At 67.3% G+C, this 17,908-nt stretch carries 16 protein-coding genes; 8 read left to right on the forward strand and 8 right to left on the reverse strand.

All coding sequences use genetic code 11. The annotated features are described in order from the left end of the window. Positions 1-118: 118 nt before the first annotated feature. Entirely contained in the window at positions 119-1,108 is a 990-nt protein-coding gene (locus tag AC3WRC_RS01705) for an alpha/beta hydrolase family protein (RefSeq protein WP_492302653.1), read from the reverse strand. 136 nt (positions 1,109-1,244) lie between these two features. Between AC3WRC_RS01705 and AC3WRC_RS01710 the strand changes: the two genes are divergently transcribed. From AC3WRC_RS01710 to AC3WRC_RS01725, 4 genes are all read left to right on the forward strand, one after another. Next, positions 1,245-2,006 (forward strand): LytTR family DNA-binding domain-containing protein, encoded by a 762-nt coding sequence (locus tag AC3WRC_RS01710; RefSeq protein ID WP_174085861.1) that lies wholly within the window; start codon positions 1,245-1,247, stop codon positions 2,004-2,006. A 105-nt stretch (positions 2,007-2,111) separates the two neighbouring features. Next, positions 2,112-3,092 carry a cysteine synthase A gene (cysK, locus tag AC3WRC_RS01715; RefSeq protein ID WP_039244679.1) on the forward strand — a complete coding sequence of 327 codons (981 nt, stop codon included), beginning with the start codon at positions 2,112-2,114 and terminating at the stop codon, positions 3,090-3,092. Between the two features lie 43 nt (positions 3,093-3,135). Beyond that, positions 3,136-4,353, forward strand: coding sequence for a DUF2336 domain-containing protein (locus AC3WRC_RS01720; protein ID WP_271042674.1), 1,218 nt, complete (start codon positions 3,136-3,138; stop codon positions 4,351-4,353). A gap of 150 nt (positions 4,354-4,503) precedes the next feature. Then, the gene (locus AC3WRC_RS01725) at positions 4,504-4,938 is read left to right on the forward strand and encodes a Ros/MucR family transcriptional regulator (protein ID WP_055753018.1); all 435 of its coding nucleotides are present in this window, start codon (positions 4,504-4,506) and stop codon (positions 4,936-4,938) included. A 120-nt stretch (positions 4,939-5,058) separates the two neighbouring features. Here AC3WRC_RS01725 and AC3WRC_RS01730 read toward each other — a convergent pair whose 3' ends face one another. The 5 genes from AC3WRC_RS01730 to AC3WRC_RS01750 form a co-directional block, all read right to left on the reverse strand. Then, a complete protein-coding gene (locus AC3WRC_RS01730; RefSeq protein ID WP_492302655.1) occupies positions 5,059-5,487 on the reverse strand; it encodes a hypothetical protein in 429 nt (142 codons plus the stop codon). A gap of 232 nt (positions 5,488-5,719) precedes the next feature. Continuing rightward, positions 5,720-6,835 (reverse strand): DUF2336 domain-containing protein, encoded by a 1,116-nt coding sequence (locus tag AC3WRC_RS01735; RefSeq protein ID WP_492302656.1) that lies wholly within the window; start codon positions 6,833-6,835, stop codon positions 5,720-5,722. Next, the gene (locus tag AC3WRC_RS01740) at positions 6,832-7,734 is read right to left on the reverse strand and encodes a hypothetical protein (protein WP_492302657.1); all 903 of its coding nucleotides are present in this window, start codon (positions 7,732-7,734) and stop codon (positions 6,832-6,834) included. The genes AC3WRC_RS01735 and AC3WRC_RS01740 overlap by 4 nt, the downstream gene beginning before the upstream one ends. A 95-nt stretch (positions 7,735-7,829) precedes the next feature. Further along, on the reverse strand, positions 7,830-8,870 hold the full coding sequence (locus AC3WRC_RS01745) for an ABC transporter substrate-binding protein (protein ID WP_492302659.1): 1,041 nt from the start codon (positions 8,868-8,870) through the stop codon (positions 7,830-7,832). A 44-nt stretch (positions 8,871-8,914) separates the two neighbouring features. After that, complete coding sequence (locus AC3WRC_RS01750) at positions 8,915-9,688, reverse strand: energy transducer TonB (protein WP_492302660.1); 774 nt, start codon at positions 9,686-9,688, stop codon at positions 8,915-8,917. A gap of 1,127 nt (positions 9,689-10,815) precedes the next feature. On the opposite strand from AC3WRC_RS01750, the gene AC3WRC_RS01755 reads away from it, so the two are divergent. Next, positions 10,816-13,686 (forward strand): PAS domain S-box protein, encoded by a 2,871-nt coding sequence (locus AC3WRC_RS01755; RefSeq protein WP_492302661.1) that lies wholly within the window; start codon positions 10,816-10,818, stop codon positions 13,684-13,686. Here AC3WRC_RS01755 and AC3WRC_RS01760 read toward each other — a convergent pair. Then, positions 13,683-14,651, reverse strand: a complete 969-nt coding sequence (locus AC3WRC_RS01760; RefSeq protein ID WP_492302662.1) for an alpha/beta hydrolase — start codon at positions 14,649-14,651, stop codon at positions 13,683-13,685. The genes AC3WRC_RS01755 and AC3WRC_RS01760 overlap by 4 nt on opposite strands. 92 nt (positions 14,652-14,743) lie before the next feature. On the opposite strand from AC3WRC_RS01760, the gene AC3WRC_RS01765 reads away from it, so the two are divergent. Further along, on the forward strand, positions 14,744-14,911 hold the full coding sequence (locus AC3WRC_RS01765; RefSeq protein ID WP_492302664.1) for a hypothetical protein: 168 nt from the start codon (positions 14,744-14,746) through the stop codon (positions 14,909-14,911). 48 nt (positions 14,912-14,959) lie between these two features. Here AC3WRC_RS01765 and AC3WRC_RS01770 read toward each other — a convergent pair whose 3' ends face one another. Beyond that, positions 14,960-16,777, reverse strand: coding sequence for an ABC-F family ATP-binding cassette domain-containing protein (locus AC3WRC_RS01770; protein WP_492302665.1), 1,818 nt, complete (start codon positions 16,775-16,777; stop codon positions 14,960-14,962). Between the two features lie 175 nt (positions 16,778-16,952). On the opposite strand from AC3WRC_RS01770, the gene AC3WRC_RS01775 reads away from it, so the two are divergent. Together AC3WRC_RS01775 and AC3WRC_RS01780 are read left to right on the forward strand one after the other, a co-directional pair. Beyond that, complete coding sequence (locus tag AC3WRC_RS01775; protein WP_055803632.1) at positions 16,953-17,291, forward strand: DMT family transporter; 339 nt, start codon at positions 16,953-16,955, stop codon at positions 17,289-17,291. Between the two features lie 40 nt (positions 17,292-17,331). Then, positions 17,332-17,793: a YcgN family cysteine cluster protein gene (locus AC3WRC_RS01780; protein WP_082854124.1), complete on the forward strand. Its 462-nt coding sequence runs from the start codon at positions 17,332-17,334 to the stop codon at positions 17,791-17,793. The last annotated feature ends 115 nt before the right edge of the window (positions 17,794-17,908 follow it).

A 17,908-nucleotide genomic window follows, 5' to 3' on the forward strand; every position in this document is an offset into this window, starting at 1 on the left:
AGGCTGACATAGCCGCTCTGAAAGGTTTGCGCAGAAATCATCGCGCGTCACCCCTTGCGTGGGGGCGCAAGAGCCATGGTCATCCGTATCGGTTTCGCCCGGACCGGTCCCCGCGGCGCTACAGCGTTCGCTGGAAGAAGCGGACGATCTCGCGATTGAGATCCTTGTGAAAATCAGCGCGGTCGAAGTGTGGCGTCGGCGTGCAGATCTGCGGCGCCTCGGCCGCCAGGGCCGGCGAGCAGGGCGGCAGGAAGTCGTAATGACCTCCGCCTTCGACGCGGTGGTACTCGGGCGCGGCGCCCAGCCGATCGCGGATCGGCTCTACATTATAGGGCGCGGGCAGAATGTCGTCGGCGCCCGCCTGCCACAGCTGAACCGGAATGCGCACGGCGGCGAGGCTGTCGGACGTGAAGGAGAAACCCAGGGCCGGGGCGGCGATGACGGCGGCCTTGATCCGGTCGTCCTTCGCACGCGGACGCCAGGTCGACAGGTCGATCCCCATCGCGTCCAGCAGGCGGCAGGCGAAGAAACCGGGATGGGCCTGGCAATGGTCGCCGATGGCCGCCGCGTCCGAGACCCCGCCAATGGCCGAGGTGACCGTGAAGCCGCCCGCCGAGAAGCCAAAGGCGCCGATGCGGTTCGGATCGATGGCGACGCCGCGCGGCCGCGCGGACCAGTCGCCGGTCATATAGTCGATCAGGCGGCTGAGCTGGGGCGCGCGATTGGTCAGTTGGGTAGAGCGGCTCATGTCGCGATAGCTGTCGCCGGGATGGGTCAGGGCGGCGACCACGAAGCCGGCGTCGGCCAAGGCTCTGGCGGTGTCGGCATGGCTGCGCAAGCCGCCGCCGTTGCCGTGCGAGATGATGATCAGGGGCGCGGGCCGACCATCGGCCGGACGCGCCGGCAGCCAGACCCCGGCCTCCACCGCGCCGTCCGGTCCACCGAAAAAGGTGAAGACCTGATCGGGCGCCTGCGGATCAGTCTGGGCGCGCGCCGGGCCTTGCGCTTGTGGCGCGGTCGCGTGCACGGGCGATGCGGCGCCGGCCAGAAGCATCAGGGCCAGGCTGAGGCCGGCGGTCAGATTTTGGGGCGGCGAGCGATGGGTCATGTCGATTTCCCTTGGTCGAGACGGGCCAGGGTTCTGACCGACGGCGAGCAAGCGCCAGTCGCATTTCGCCAATGGGCGAACGGGTGCGTGGACGGGCGAAGGGTTCGACGATAGTGGGCTGACGAGGGGAGGGACGATGACGCAGAACGCCGCTGACAGACTGAATACGCCGCGCGCTTGGGCTGTCGATCTCGCGGCCTGCGCCTTGACGGGGGCGGTGTTGGGCGCGGTCGGTCCCTTCGGCAGCTTCTTCAACGACGGGCTGGCGGTGCGGATCGGCTATTGGACGGCGGTTTTGGTGATCAGCGGCGCGGTGTTCGGGGCTGCGATCCGCTGGGCCTGGCCCAGGATGCGCCGCAGACGCGTGTCCATGCAGTTCTGGCTGCCCATGCTGATCGTCGTCGCCAGCGGGCCGACCGCCGTGATCAGCCGGATCATCGCCGTGGTCCTGTGGCCCGGCATTCGCCAGCGTGTCGGCTGGGTCGAATGGTATGGACAGGCTCTGCTGATCGGGGCCGTCTATGTAGCGCTCTACGCCCTGTTGCGGATGCGGATGTCCGCTACGGCGACGCGAGCGGGTGAAGGCGATCCGGGCTTCGCGCGCACCCTGCCCACGGGGTTGGGGCGCGACTTGATCTGCCTGCAAATGGAAGACCATTATGTACGCGTGCATACGACGCGGGGGTCGCAGCTTGTTCTGATGTCGCTGTCGCAGGCTGTCTCGGCGTTGAAGGGCGTCGAGGGGCTTCAGACCCATCGCTCGTGGTGGGTGGCGCGCGCGGCCATCGTCGAGGTCGTCGAGGACGGCCGTAACCTGCGCCTGGCCCTGACCGGTGGTCTGACGGCGCCGGTGTCGCGCGCGCGGGTGGCCAACCTGCGGGCCGCCGGCTGGCTTTAGGCCAAGGGTTCTGACGGTCGTTCGCAGAAATCATCGCGCGTCACCCCTTGCGTGGGCCGGCAAGGCCTTATCTGTTGTCCGCCAGCATTCGAGGAGACCTTTTCCATGACCGACTTCAGCTATGACGCGTCCCGCCACCTGAAGAAGGGCCGGGGCAAGGTCTATGACTCGATCGTCGACACCATCGGCGACACCCCCATCGTGCGTCTGCCGCGTCTGTCGGCGGAATACGATACGAAGGCGACGGTGCTGGCCAAGCTGGAGTTCTTCAACCCGATCGCCTCGGTCAAGGACCGGATCGGCGTGGCTATGGTCGAGGCGCTGCAGGAGGCGGGCAAGATCGATCAGGACACGGTGCTGATCGAGCCGACCAGCGGCAACACCGGCATCGCCCTGGCCTTCGTGGCGGCGGCCAAGGGGCTGAAGCTGACGCTATGCATGCCCGAAAGCATGTCGATCGAGCGGCGCAAGATGCTGGCGCTGCTGGGCGCGCGGCTGGAGCTGACGCCGGCCGAAAAGGGGATGAAGGGCGCGATCGCGCGGGCGCAGGAACTGCTGGAGACCACGCCGAACTCTATCAGCCCGTCGCAATTCGAGAACCTGGCCAATCCCGCCATTCACCGCGTCACGACGGCCGAGGAAATCTGGAACGACACGGCCGGGGCGGTGGACATCGTGGTCGCCGGCGTCGGCACCGGCGGCACCATCTCGGGCGTGGGCCAGGCGCTGAAGGCCAAGAAGCCGTCGGTGCAGTTCATCGCCGTCGAGCCCGAGGCCTCTCCAGTGCTGTCGGGCGGCGCGCCCGGCCCGCACAAGATCCAGGGCATAGGCGCCGGCTTCGTGCCCGCCATCTATGATCCGTCGGTGGTGGACGGGGTCGAGCAGGTCTCCAACGACGACAGTTTCGACATGGCCAGAAAGGCCGCGCGGGTCGAGGGCATCCCGGTCGGCATCAGCTCGGGCGCGGCCCTGACCGCCGCCTTCCGCATCGCCGCGCGCGAGGAGAATGCCGGCAAGACCATCGTGGTGATCATCCCGTCCTTCGCCGAACGCTATCTGTCGACGGCGTTATTCGAAGGGCTTTGATCCGGCTCACGCCCGGTTAACCGCTCGCTTCTAAGGTGGGGGGATGGGCGATCTGGCAGCCATGATCGGGGAAGAGGCGACGCCGCCGCCGCTGCGTGCGCGCCGGGCGCTGCTGAAGCGTCTGGCCGACGTCGTGTCCCTGCCCGCCAGCCGGATCAACGCCTTCGAGCGGGCGGTGACGGGCGACCTGCTGGTCGAGATGCTGCGGCTGGCCTCGCACGATGAGCGCAAGCGCGTGGCCGCGCGTCTGGCGCCGCTGGCCGAACTGCCCAACAGCGTGGCGCGCATCCTGTTGCGCGACGATCCGGACATCGCCGGCCTGCTGATCGAACAATGCGCCTCGCTGAGCGATGCGGACATCGTCGGCTGTGCGCGCGACGCCAGTTTCGAACACCGGATGCTGCTGGCGGTGCGCCGGGGCCTGTCGGAGATCGTGACCGAGACCCTGTTCTCCTTCGGCGAGATGGAGGTGATTGAGGCGGTGCTGCGCAACACGACCGCGCGCCTGTCGCAGCTGGGCATCGAGACGGTGGTGGGCCTGAGCCGCCAGTCGCCGAGCCTGTGCAGCCCCTTGCTGAAGCGGCCCGAGCTGAGGCCGTCGGGCGCCTATGTTATGTTCTGGTGGTGCGCGCCCGAGGATCGCCGCACCATTCTGCAACGGTTCGCCGTATCACGCGAGGTCATGCAGGAGGCGTCCGAGGACGTCTTCGCCATCGCCAATGACGAAAGCTGGTCCGATCCTGTCGCGCGCAAGGCGCTTCAGTTTATCGAGCGCCGCCAGCGCAATCGCGCCGCCATCGAAAAGAGCCCGTTCGACAATCTGGAACACGCCGTCATGGTCGCCGCCAGCGATGGCCTGACGCGCGAGACGGCGTCCGAGATCGCCTTCCTGGCCGGGATCAAGCCGCTGACGGGGGCCAAGCTTCTGGGCGATCCCGGCGGCGAGCCGCTGGCGATCCTGTGCAAGGCGACGGGGATGTCGCGCGTCGATCTGACCAATCTGTGGCGCTCGATGCGGCGGCCCGAGACGACGGCGGACGGCAAGATCCATCCCGACTGGGAGCGTGTGCAGATCACCTATGAAATGCTGGCCGTCGATCGCGCCCAGACCGTGCTGCGTTACTGGAACTGGTCTTTGTCCTCGGCCCTGACGCCCACGCTGTTGCGCGCCATTCGCGACGGCGAGGATGACGCCGTCGATGAATATTCGGCGCCGGAGCGGGCGGCGATGATGGTGCTGGCCGAAGACTTCGGCCGATAGGTCTGATCACTAATGTCGAATGCATAGACGTGCATATCGCACCGCTTATACGCGTGTTTGCTTTCGCGGCGAAACAACCCTATGACGCTATTGGGGTCGTTCGGTTGGAGAATCAGCCGAACTCAATAAATCAGGAAAGCGAAGCCGATAATGGAAGATAAGCCCGAACTGCTGGAGATGACCGCAGACATCGTGTCGGCCTATGTCGGCAATAACTCGGTCTCGGCAGAGGCCCTGCCTGCGCTTATCGCCAATATTCACGCCGCCCTCTCGGGTGTGTCGAACGGTCCGGTCGAGGCCGAACCTGAACCCAAGGAACCGGCGGTGCCGATCCGCAAGTCGATCGCGCCCGATTTCCTGATCTGCCTGGAAGACGGCCGCAAGTTCAAGTCGTTGAAGCGCCACCTGCGCACCAAATACGACATGAGCCCCGAAGAATACCGGGCCAAATGGGGTCTGCCTAAAGACTATCCGATGGTCGCCCCGAACTACGCCAAGGCGCGTTCGGAACTGGCCAAGTCGATGGGCTTGGGCCAAGGCGGCCGCAAGCCCGCCCGCGCCGCCGGAACCCGCGCGAAGAAATAAGCCGAACCGTTTTCGGTCTGGAGACGCCCGCTTCCATCAGGAGGCGGGCGTTTTTCTTTTGGGCCTTTGTGTGATGCCTTTCCGTTGCTCGGGGGCAGGCGGCCGAGGCGCTGGATGCGGCTAGCGACGCACCATATCGACTGTGCCGATAGGCCCGCCGATGGGCAGCAGACGGACCCTCAGATCGACCGCCCCGGCGAATCCCTGACGTGTTCGATCTGTGAGTGTGAAGGTCATCCGCATGCCGTTCGCGCCTGTCGCGGTTACGAGCCTGCCGTTTCTTATCCTGCACTGGGCTGGTTCGGCATCGATTGTGCAGTTCAGCCGATCGCCTGATCGCGCCGTTATCGAGAGTGGTTGAACGAGTGGGCCGCCGTTTTTGGACTTGAAGGTGATCGTGCGTCCGTCGCCCTCGGCGGGCGTCATCCTGAGCGACCATTCGCCAATCACGTCACGACTGGTGATCGCAGGCGTCGTCTGTGCGATCGCTGCGCCGCATACGAGCGACGACATCAAAATCGCCGATGCGACGACGTGCCTGTCTCTCATGGTCGTTCTCCCAAGACTCGCCCACAGGATGTTCTGAGGTTGACCACCGGTTTGCACGTGAATCTTCGGAAAGCTTTGGGCCGCTCTGAAACAGGGTAGGGGCCGGGGACAACCGGACGACGTCCCACGGACCTGGTCTGTCAAAGGAGTGCACCCGTGCAGAGCCGGTCCCACCCGGTCGCTGCGCGACCACCCTCCCCCGCAGGGGGAGGGAGACGTTGGCGTGTCTGGCTTACGCTGCCTGGGCTGTGCGGCGCATGCGCCAGAAGCGCAGGGTGCGCAGGGCTGCGTCGCGGGTCAGTTCGCCGTACATGCGGCCATAGGCGGCGGCCTTACCCATCGGGTTATCCTCGGCGCCCAGGACGGCGACGGCGTAGGTCAGATAGACGGCGCGGTCCATGTCGGCCGCCTTGCAGACCACCGACAGGGCGTCCAGGTCCTTGCGCTCGACGATGCCGCGCGCGGTGTGGAAGTCGACGTCGGCCAACTTGGACAGAGCGATCAGGAAGGGCGTGCGGCCGTTGGAGCGCAGGAAGCGGATCAGGGTCTGGGGCGTCAGCTGGCCGGCGGCCTGAAGCTCGTCGATATAGGCCAGGTTCTCGGCATAGTCGGCCGGCAGGGCGCCGTCGTCGGTGGCGACGCGGGTGCGGCCGGCAGCGAGCGCCGCCTCCAGCAAGGCCGGGTCCATGCGCGCGTTCTGTTCCAGGATCTGGTGACGCAGCCGGGCCTCGACGACGAAATACATCTCGTTCAGCAGGTCGGCGGGCAGGCTCTGGCGCTCGACCGTGGCGGCGTGAAGGGCCGGATTGGCCTTGGCGCGCTCGATGGCGGTTTCGGAGGCGGCGCGCGACAGCTGGGCGCCGTCGTTGCGCAGCAGGGTGTTCAAGGTGTCGTCGTCGCCGTGCTCGACGATGACGTCGGAAACCGCCTCGGACACCGTCGCGCGGCCTGAGACGGCGCGCAGATGGCCCTGGCTGCGCTTGCGCACAACCTGGATCAGATCCTCGTCGGTCAGGACGGTGGAGGCGCGCAGAACCTGTTCGGCGACCTCGATCTCGTCGTCGGCGAAACGGCGGATCAGGCTGTGGGGGGCGTTGGGGGCCTGGGCGAAACGGGCGGCCAGTTCGGCGCGGACCGCGACCTCCATCTCGGCCGACAGCTTGGCCAGAACCGTGCCGTAGAGCGCGGTTTCATTGGCGTTCGGCGAAGGCGCACCAAAGAAGTGGGCCGTCAGTTCGCGCAGCAGCAGACGACGTTTCTCGCTCGACTCCTCGCCGGCCAGGGCGATGAGTTCGGGCAGGCGCGAGCCCTTGATCTCGGCAGGTTCGATCACGGCGCGATCGCTCATGGCAGGTTGTCGGCTTCAGTCTGTGGCACGGCGCGCAAGGAACCGTTGGCGTTGCGGATCAGGGCGGGCGGACCGTCCGGCTGGGCCAGGTCGCTGGATTGCGGCGTCTGGGCCATCTGGACGGGCAGGGCGTCGAGGTAGGTCTGCTGCGGCGCAGGGATGGCGTCGGGGTGACGGCCGGCCTGGCGGTGGACCGAATAGTAGCGGGCGCTGTTGTCGCCGGCTGTGGGCGTCGGGGCGGCCTGACCGCTGGCGGCGACGGCGGCGGCGTCCAGCGGCGCGCCGGCCTGGGGCCGTTGCAGGCGATAGATGGGGGCGTCGCGGCGCGGGGCCATCGGATCGGCGACGGCCGCCTGAGCCTGCTGGGGCGCGGGTTGCGGCTCGGCCTGCGCGGCCTGTTGGGGGACGGGCGCAGGCTCGGCTTGCATCTGAGGTTCAGGCTGAGGTTGAGGCGCGGAAGGCTGCGGTTCCGGAACATAGGGCGAGGGCGCGACGCGCGTCGCCTGCGCCGGGGGGGGGTCTATGGGGGCGGCCTCTACGGGTGCGGTCTGCGCGGGCTCGGCCGGCGTCGGCGCACGCTGGGGCATCCAGGCGCTGGCAGGCGTCAGGCCGTTGCTGCGCGGCGTGGAGATCGAGGGGGTGACCGAAGGGGCGGGCGACAGGCGGGCCAGGGGGATGGCGCCGGGCAGGGTGCGATTGGCGGCGGTCAGGGTCGGGGCGGGCGCCTCGGCCTGGATGACGGCGGGCGTCGGCGTCGCACGCGCGGAGACCGCCGGCTTGCCGGGCCAGGACAGGTAGCGCAGGCCCGACGCGTTGGTCGGCGCCTGTTGCGCCACAGCGGCGCCGGCCGCCAGATTGACGGCGGTCAGGACGATCGAAACTGCGAGGGCGCGGCGCACGGCGGCTCTCCGGAGAGGAATTCCAGCGCACACACTAGCGCTCGGACCCTTAATCCCGCGCTAATGTGACGCCAGGATTCGACAACGACCGCGTGTCAGCCGCGACCGGGCAGATAGTTGTCGGTGAAGGCGTCGCGCCAGTTCAGACCAGACTCGTAAACCCCCGCTTTCGAGGTCACGTCGAAGAAGGCCTGCCAGCGTTCCTCGGTCAGGGCGCCCAGGCCGTAAAGCGCCGCGTCGCCGCCATCGACGATGGCGTAGTCGCGCAGGCGTTCGCGGGCCTGATCCAGCACAGCCTGGGTCATGTCCGGGTTGTCCTTGCGGATCAGGGCGTCGGCGGCCGAGGCGTCGCCCCGAATATAGTCGCGCCACCCTTCCGCCGAGGCGGCGATGAAGCTGCGCAGCGCCGCCGCATTGTCTCGGGCGAAGGCGTTTGGCGCCAGGACCATGGCGGCGTAGGAGGGATAGCCCTCGTCGGCCAGCAGAAAGACGCGCGGGTCGAAATCGGCCGTCTGTTCGATGGCGTAGGGATCGCTGGTCAGATAGCCTTGCTGCACCGCCCGTGCATTGGCGATGAAGGCGGCGGGGTCATAGGCGAAGGGGCGCAGCTGCTCGTCGGTAAAGCCGTATTTGGCCTTCAGCCAGACCCAGAAGGTGCTGATCCCGGCCTCGGACAGCAGGAAGGGTCGGCCGGCCAGATCGGCGATGGTCTCCAGCGCCGCGTCCGGATGGGCCATCAGGACCTGCGGATCCTTCTGGAAGAAGGCGGCGACCGCCTTCACCGGCGCGCCGGACGCGACCAGATTCAGGGGGATGAAGCTGTTGGAGCCCATGCCCAGTTCGACCGCGCCCGAGGCCAGCAGTTGCGGCACGTTCACGCCCGGCCCGCCCTGGACGATCTGGACGTTCAGCCCGCGCTTCTCATAGGCCCCGCTGGCGAGCGCCTGATAGAAGCCGCCCTGTTCGGCCTGGGCGCGCCAGTCGGTGGCGAAACGCAAACGCACCCGGCCCTGTTCGTCGACCGGCGCCTCGGCCCGCCCGCAGGCCCGAAGCCCGATCGTCCCCGCCGCCACAGCCGCCCCGCCCGCGATCAGCGCACGGCGACGGGTCAGCAGGCGATTCCCCAACAAGCTCATGCCGCTGACTTACGGGGCGATAGGGGCCTTGGGAAGGCGGGGCGTCAGTCCGCCGCGTTGACCGATGTCGAGGAGGCCCCGTCGCCGGGACTTTGGGAAAGAACATAGCGGACGGGCGCTACACAGCGAACGCCCGCCTGGAACCCGGAGTCGGCCCGGCTGGTCTGAACCACGCGAACGCCGCTTTCGCCGAACGCGGAGGCGGGCTGGGCGTCGATGACCCCTACATTGCCGATTTGACCCCATGTGGCGAAGTCGAACCGCACGCGGGCCCAGCCCTCGATCCCGCGATCCCTGAAGGCCTGAGGGTAGGTTTCCGGCGTCGCGCGCGCCTGGAATCGCGCACCGACTTCGGGGGGACAGTTCTGCAGCGGATCGTCGCTGGTTTGCTGCATCACCGGCGCGCGAAGGTTTTCGCCGTACCGGTAGAAGTTGAAGACGCAGCCTTTCAGCGGCGCTCCGCTCTCGACAAAGGTTTCCGACACGGCGCGCCGCGTTTCGGCATCGAACGCCGTATCACCGGCGGAACCCAGGGTCTCGACATTGACGGCGCGCCCGTCGGCGTCGACGTCCCAGCGAACGACCGTCCAGGATCGACCGCCTGGCGGCGGACGCTGTCCGATCTTGTAGTCCGGATAACTGACGGTGCGGGGCGCGCGACCGCCTCTGCGCTCTCCTCCGCAGTTGGCGTCTGGCCCAGCGAGACGAACAGCCACGGCGTCTCGGATGGGACCGCGCGTCCGCGTGACCGCGAAATAGCGCAGCAGATCGCCTCTCGTCGCCTCGATGAAAGGTTTGGCCGTGTAACGAATGGTCATGATGCAGTCGCGACGAGGGCCATCGAAGCGCCAGGCGGCGAGGGCGGCCTGTTCATGTTCTGAGCCAATGCCGGTCGGGATGATGATCGGGCTGTTAGAGGGCGTCGCAGTCCGGGGCGCACGAATGTCGAAGGTGCGACCCGTGTCATCGACGCTGAAAGACAGGGAGACGGACGTTCGGTCGGCCCGAGATGGGCCAGTAGTTTCCACGCGGAGATCGTCGGAAAAGGTCGGCTTAACCGCCTGACCGTCACATTGGATGTCGGTCGAGGGGATCAAAAACACGACCTGCTCCGGCGATGTCGCACTTTGATGGCGAACGACCGGCGCTTGCGCCCACCCGGGCGCCGTCATCGTCAGAGCAAGGCCGAGGCCGAACAGGATCGCGCGCATGGGTGTCTCCGTCTGCACTCCATGGGTGCATCTGGCGCAGCGGCTGTCTAGTGCGACTTCATGTCGTCGGCGCCCCAATTGAGCGAGGGGACGAAGCGTTCGGGCGGACCCGTCAGCTTCGTCCCCTCGCCAAGTCCGGGTTGGACTTGGCCGTTTGGGTCTGGACCTTGGCGTCAGCGTCGTTTCGGGCGAACCCGAAAGGGCGGTCGGCTGTATCCTGTCGCGCTCCTGGTCTTCGGCGTCCCACGGCATTTTAGTCCGCGTCGTCCGTCGATCCCGATCCGGTTCTCCTGTCTGCCGTCGATCCAAAGACCGTCGAAGACTGGAGCCTGGATCCCGCCTGTCGCACGTTACGATCCGAAGATCGCCCGAAGCGCCGGGTCGGAGAGCCGGGCCGGTTCGCTGGAGGTCCAGGTCTCCCTGGATTTCCGCTGCCCCGTGTCCCTTGGCCTGTTGACGTTCGGACGAAACCGGCTATGAGGCAAGCGCCCGAACTCGCCCCAGTGTGCACGATTGGCCCGGCGGCGGTGGACAAGCCTGTGAACATCGGTGGACGGATCAAATTCGCGATTGCGGATCAGCGTCTTGTCTTGTCCACAGAAACGCGGCGATAGAGCGCTATGTCCGGCGTCGGACACATTGCGCTGCAACCGTGCGGCGCGCTTTGGGTTCTGTGATCAACGGACAAAAGTCCTTGGGGGAATTCGTTGTCCAACACCGGCTCTGACCACGCCTTGTCTATCGGTATCAATCGCAGCCAGCTGGCCCAGATGTTCGCCCATGCGCCGGGGTTCATGGCGCTGGTCACGGGCCCGGACCATCGGTTCGAGCTGACCAATCCCAACTACCAGAAGGTGATCGGCCACCGCGAGGTGATCGGGCGCACGGTGGGCGAGGTGCTGACCGATGCGGTGGCGCAAGGCTATCTGGATCTGCTGGACCAAGTTTACCGCAGCGGCGAGGCGCACCGGGCCGACAGCGCCCTGTACGCCGTTCAGGCCGAGCCGGGCGGCGAGATCGTGGACCGTTACGTCGATTTCGTCTTCCAGCCGCTGAAGGAGGACGGTCGGGTCTGGGGCGTGTTCATCCAGGGGATGGACGTGTCGGATCGCCACCGGGCGGACCAGGCGCTGGCGTTGAGCGAAGCGCGATACGGCGCCCTGTTCGCGGCGATGGCGACGGGCTTCTGCGTCATCGAGATGAAGTTCGACGCGGCCGATCGACCGGTCGATTACAGGATCGTCGAGGGCAACAAGGCCTTCGAAGAGATGACCGGCTTGGTCGACCCTTACGGCAAATGGGTCAGCGAGATCGCGCCGGGGCTGGAGCAGCACTGGTTCGATCTCTACGGCGGGGTGGCGCGGACAGGCGAGCCGGTCCGTTTCGAGAACCCGGCCGACATCTTTGGTCGCTGGTATGACGTGCAGGCGCTGAGGATCGGCCAGCCGGGCGCGTGGCAGGTCGCCATCCTGTTCAACAATATCACCGAGCGCAAACAGAGCGAGACACGTCAGAACGCGCTGCTGGAGCTGAACGACGCGATCCGCGACCTGACCGACGCCGGCGACATCGCCCAGGCCTCCGCCCAGGTTCTGGCCCGCACCATGGGCGTGAGCCGGGCCGGATACGGCACGGTGGACACGGTCGCCGAGACCATCACCATAGCCCGCGACTTCAACCAGCCGGGGGTGAGCAGCATCGCCGGCACCCTGGCCTTCCGCGAACACGGCTCCTACATCGAGGACATCAAGCGCGGCGAGACGGTGGCGATCGCCGATGTCGCGCTGGACCCGCGCACCGCCGACACGGCCGACGTGCTGAAGCGGATCAGCGCGGGGTCCTTCGTCAACATGCCGCTGATGGAACAGGGGCGGGTCGTGGCGATGGTCTTCGTCAACAACGCGACGCCGCGCCATTACACCGACAGCGATCTGCGCCTGATGCGCGACGTGGCCGAGCGGGTTCGCACGGCGACCGAGCGCGCCCGAAGCGAGGCGGCCCTGCGCGACAGCGAGGCCCAGTTCCGGGTCTTCGCCCAGGCCACGCCGATCCAGATCTGGGCCAGCTGGGCGGACGGCTCGCTGTATTGGTTCAACCCCCAGGTCTATGCCTACTCCGGCCTTGCAGAGGGCGCGTTGGACGGCACGACCGGGTGGGGCAAGGTTGTTCACCCGGACGACCTGGACTGGGCGTCCGAGCGATGGGTCCAGACCCTGGCCAGCGGCCAGGTCTATGAGAACGAGTTCCGTATACGCCGTCACGACGGCGTCTATCGCACCTTCATGGTTCGGGCCGAGCCCGTGCACGACGAAGAGGGGCGGATCCTGCGCTGGGTCGGGTCCAACACCGACATCGAGGACCTGCGCCGCCAATCGGCCGAACTGGCGCGGTTCAACGAGACGCTGGAAGAACAGGTCGCCGAACGCACCAGCGCCCTGATGCAGGCCGAGGAGGCGCTGCGCCAGAGCCAGAAGATGGAGGCGGTCGGCCAGCTGACCGGCGGCATCGCCCACGACTTCAACAACCTGCTGGCCGGCATCAGCGGCAGCCTGGAACTGATCACCAACCGGATCGCGCAGGGGCGTCATGCCGAGGTGGAGCGGTTCACGGTGGCGGCGCAGGGGGCGGCGAAACGCGCGGCGGCCCTGACGCACCGGCTGCTGGCCTTCTCGCGGCGTCAGACCCTGGATCCCAAGCCGACCGATCCCAACCGCCTGATCCGCGGGATGGAGGATCTGGTGCGGCGCACGACAGGGCCGGGCATTGAGGTCGAGGTGGTCGCCGGCGCCGGCCTGTGGCCCGTGCTGATCGACGCGCACCAGCTGGAAAACGCGGTGCTGAACCTGTGCATCAATGCGCGCGACGCCATGCCGAGCGGCGGTCGTCTGACCATCGAGACCGGCAATCGCTGGATCGACGCGCGCACGGCCAAGGCCCAGGATCTGGAGCCCGGCCAATATGTCTCCATCTGCGTCAGCGATACCGGCACGGGCATGGCGCCCGAGGTGGCGGCGCGCGCGTTCGAGCCCTTCTTCACCACCAAGCCGCTGGGCGAGGGGACGGGCCTGGGCTTGTCGATGATCTATGGCTTCGTGCGCCAGTCGGGCGGGCAGGTGCGGATCTATTCCGAGGCGGGCGAGGGTGCGATGATCTGCCTGTATCTGCCGCGCCACTTCGGCGAGGTGGACGACGCCGATCTGATCCCCGAGGTCGAACAGGCCCCGCGCGCCCAGGCCGGCGAGACGGTCATGGTCGTGGACGACGAGCCGACGGTGCGGATGCTGGTCGCCGAAATCCTGCATGAGCTGGGCTATCAGTGCATCGAGGCGTCCGACGGCGTGGCGGGGCTGAAGCTGCTGCAATCGGGCGCGCGGATCGACCTGCTCGTGACTGATGTGGGTCTGCCGGGCGGGATGAACGGGCGTCAGATGGCGGATGCGGCGCGGATTGATCGGCCGGACCTGAAGGTGCTGTTCATCACCGGCTATGCCGAGAATGCGGTGGTCGGCAACGGGCACCTGGACCCCGGCATGCACGTCATGACCAAGCCCTTCGCCATGGAGGCGCTGGGCAGCCGGATCCGCGAACTGATCGAGGCGAGCTAGAGGCGGGCGTTCAGCCAATGGCGGATGGCGGCGCGCGCGCCCCGAGCCGCCGGGCCGCCGAAATGCAGGAAGCCGTGCGGGGTTTCGGGGACGCGGATCAGGTCGGCCTGCGACGCCTCGCCCCAGCGGGTGGCCATCAACAGACTGTCCTCGAAAAGAGGATCCTGTTCGCCGGCGAGGAACAGGGCGGGCGGCAGGCCGGTCAGGTCGGCATACAGGGGCGAGACGTCGGGCTGGCGCAAGGCCGCCTCGTCGCGATCCGGCGCCAGGCGCGCCAGATCGGCCTGCATCGTCGGGCCATTGAACAGCAGGGTCTCTGGTCCCGCAGAGCGCACGCTTTCGGTGCCCGACAGGTCGAAGACGCCGTAGGTGAAGACGCAGCCCTTCACCAGGTCGATCAGCCCCTGGTCGCGCAGGGCGACGGCGGTCAGGGCTGCCAGATGCCCGCCGGCGGATTCGCCCGTCAGGAACAGGGTCGAGGCACCCAGTCGATCGACATTCGTGACCGTCCAATAGGCGGCCGCCAGACAGTCGGCGATGGCGGCGTCGATATAGATCTGACGCCGTTCGGACAGCAGACGATAATCCACCGAGACGACGCAGAAACCGTGGTGGGCCAGATGGGCGTTCAGCCGGTCGTTCAGCCCGGCGCTGCCCAGCACCCAGCCGCCGCCGTGGATATCCAGGATGACCGCTCGGGGTGCGCCCGTCGGATGCAGGATGCGCAAGGGGACGGGATGGTCGCCGTCCGTCTGGATGATTTCGACCGTCACGCCGCGCTTCCTTAAACGCGGGGTGGTGACCCGCCCGGCGGCCGCGTCCAGCCACAGCGACAGCCGCTGGCCCGCATCGATCCGCCAGCCGTCGGTGCGCAGGCGCGGCGCGCGGGCGAGGACGGCGTTGATCCGCCGCACCGCCGCCTGCTGGGGCGGGGCGAACTCGACGAGGTGGGTGCGCAGGGTCATCAAGCTTGAGTGTGCGGCGGCGGGTTTGGTTTCAAATCGGGGCCTTTGGCCTAGCCTCGTCAGCCATGACAAAGCCGGTTATCGTCCGCCCCATGAAACGGCTCACCCCCTTCGGCGTCCTGTTGATCTTTGGCTTGGTCGGGCTTTTGACGGGCAAGTTCGGCCTGTGGTTCGCGTTCGGCCTGGTCGCCTGCATCGCCGTCAGCGTGATGCAGAACCGAGGCGCGGCGAAGACGCCGCCCGGGGATCCAGACAGTTAGGGTTAGGACCTCAAGCCGTCCTCGCCAGGGTGACGAGCCGTTCGGTCTCTACCCCGCCAGAGCCGCCTTCTTCTCTTCCAGCTCCAGCCATTCCAGTTCGGCGGATTCCAGGTCGGCGCGGGCTTTTTCGGCAGCCTTCATGGCGGCGTCGAAGGCCTTGGGGTCGCGGGCGTAGAGGCCGGGGTCGGCCAGGGTCGCGTCGTGTTTCGCGATGGTCGCGGGCAGCGCATCGATCAGGGCTTCCAGCTCCTTCAGGCGGTGAGCGTCCTTGAAGGAAAGTTTGGCGGTCTTCTTGGGGGCGACGGCGGGCGGCGGCGCCTCGGCGGCGCGCTGGGCGGCGGCTTTGTCCTGGGGGCGGGGGTTCGAGCCGGGCTGGAGGAAACCGGGGTTCTGGCGGATGAAGTCGGTCCAGCCGCCGGGGGTCTCGACGATGTCGCCGCGCCCGTTCAGGGCCAGGGTCGAGGTGGACAGGCGGTCGATGAAGTCGCGGTCGTGGGAAACCAGGATCAGGGTGCCGTCATAGCCCTCCAGCAGCTCTTCCAGCTTGTCCAACGTGTCCATGTCCAGGTCGTTGGTCGGTTCGTCGAGGATCAGCATATTGGCGGGCTTCGCCAGGGCGCGCGCCAGCAGCAGGCGGTTGCGCTCGCCGCCCGACAGGGTCGAGATCGGCTGGCGCAGCTGGGCCTCCGAGAACAGGAAGTCCTTGGCGTAGGCGGCGACGTGTTTGGACACGCCGCGCACCAGAATGCTGTCGCCGCCGCCCGGCGTCAGGGCGTCCCACAGGGTCATGTCCGACTTCAGCCCTTCGCGCGACTGGTCCAGATAGACCGGCTCGAGGTTTGCGCCCATGCGCACCGTGCCTTCGTCGGGCGCCAGTTCGCCCAGTAGGGTCTTGACCAGGGTGGTCTTGCCCGCGCCGTTGGGACCGACGATGCCCAGACGGTCGCCGCGGATGATGCGGGTGGTCAGGTCCTTGAACAGGGTGCGGCCGTTGAAGCCCTTTGAGACATGCTTGATCTCGGCGACCAGCTTGCCCGATGTCGAGCCGGAATCGACGCCGAGATACAGTTCGCGCGGCACATCCTTCATCTTCTCGGCGCGTTCGGCGCGCAACGCCTGAAGCGAGCGGGCGCGGCCCTCGTTGCGGCTGCGGCGGGCGGTGATGGAGGAGTAGAAGGTGGCGGTCTCGCGCTCGATGGTCTTGGTCAGGCGGCGCAGGGATTCGGCCTCTTCCTCCAGCACCTTGGAGGACCATTCGTCGAACTCGACGAAGCCCTTGTTCAGGGTGCGGACCCGACGGCCCTCCAGCCAGTGGACGGTGTTGGTGACGCGGTTCAGGAAGGCGCGGTCGTGGCTGACGACCAAGAGGGCGAACCGGGCCTGGATCAGCTCGTTCTCCAGCAGTTCGATGGCCAGGATGTCGAGGTGGTTGGTCGGCTCGTCCAGCAGCAGCAGGTCGGGTTCTTCGGCGAAAGCCTTGGCCAGGGCGGCGCGGCGGGTTTCGCCGCCAGACAACCCTTGCGTCGACTTCGCCGGGTTCAGGCCGAAGGTCTCCAGCCAGCTTTCGGCCGTCCAGGTCTCGGCCTCGCCCGACGACGCATAGTCCAGCAGGGTCTCGCCGGTGATCACGGGCTCTTGCGGCACATAGGCGAAGCGGACGGCGGACTGGATCGAGCGGTCGCCGCTGTCCGGCTCGATCAGGCCCATGACGACCTTCATCAGGGTGGACTTGCCCGCGCCGTTGCGCCCCACCAGGGCGGCGCGGCTGCGCGGTTCGACCGCAAGATCGACGCCGTCGAAGAGAGGGCGCTGGCCGTCCTGAAGGCGGACGTCCTTGAGTGCGACGAGAGGGGGTCTGGCTGCCATGTGACTTTCGATCCTCTCGGGCGACGCCGGAGAGGGAAACCGCGCACTGCGCGGCGGAGGGGGGCGGAAACGGGTGTGATCTAAGGGGTTCAGGCCCATTTCGCCACTGGAAAGGCGATACGCGCCGCAGGCTGTGGATTTGCGGCCGGGCGTCGGGCCGGGCTATGGGCCTGTCATGAGCATGATCACCTGGGCCGCGCTGCTGGGCGCCATCGCGCTGGAGGTGGCGGGCACAACGATGCTGCAGGCCTCGCAGCAGTTCACGCGGGCCTGGCCGACGGCGGGGATGGCGGTCTGCTACGGCCTGGCGTTCTACCTTCTGTCGATCGCCCTGCGGCAGATGCCGGTGGGGATCGCCTATGCGATCTGGAGCGGGTTGGGGGTGGTGCTGATCTCGGTGATCGGGACGGTGGTGTTCCGCCAGCGGCTGGACCTGCCGGCGATGGTCGGGCTGGCGATGATCGTCGGCGGAGTGGTGGTGATCAACCTGTTCTCCAAGACGGTCGGGCATTGAGGCTGTGACAAGTGGCGGCGCGGCGCGTATGAGGCGCGCCATGCAACCCTACTGGGAAACCAAGACCCTGGCCGAGATGTCGCCTTCCGAGTGGGAGGGGCTGTGCGACGGGTGCGGGCTGTGCTGCGTGATCCGGTTCGAGGACGAGGATACGGGCGAGGTCATTCCGACGCGGGTGCATTGCAAGCTGTTCGACCCCGAGGCCTGCGCCTGTTCGGACTATGCGAACCGCAAGGCCCAGGTGCCGGACTGCATCAAGCTGACGCCCGGCAATATCGAGGCGTTGGAGTGGATGCCTAAGTCGTGCGCCTATCGCCGGCTGCATGAGGGGCGGCCGCTGGCCAAATGGCATCATCTGATCTCGGGCAGTCGCGAGACGGTGCATACGGCGGGCGTGTCGGTGCGGGGCCAGACGATTTCGGAGCTGTCGCTGGCCGAGCCGGAAGATGCGCTGGATTTCGAGGCGCCGGAATGGACGGTCGAACGGGGCCGGGAGCGATAGGGTAGCACCCCCTAGCCAGCGCAATGACGCTGGTTGAAAGGCTGCGAAAACAAGCCATTGGCGAATTATGTGGGCGTTCTTCCGGCCTGAGGACGCTGGTCCGCTATGGTTTGGG

The sequence above is a fragment of the Brevundimonas sp. EU05-FHT14B07 genome, assembly GCF_058790795.1.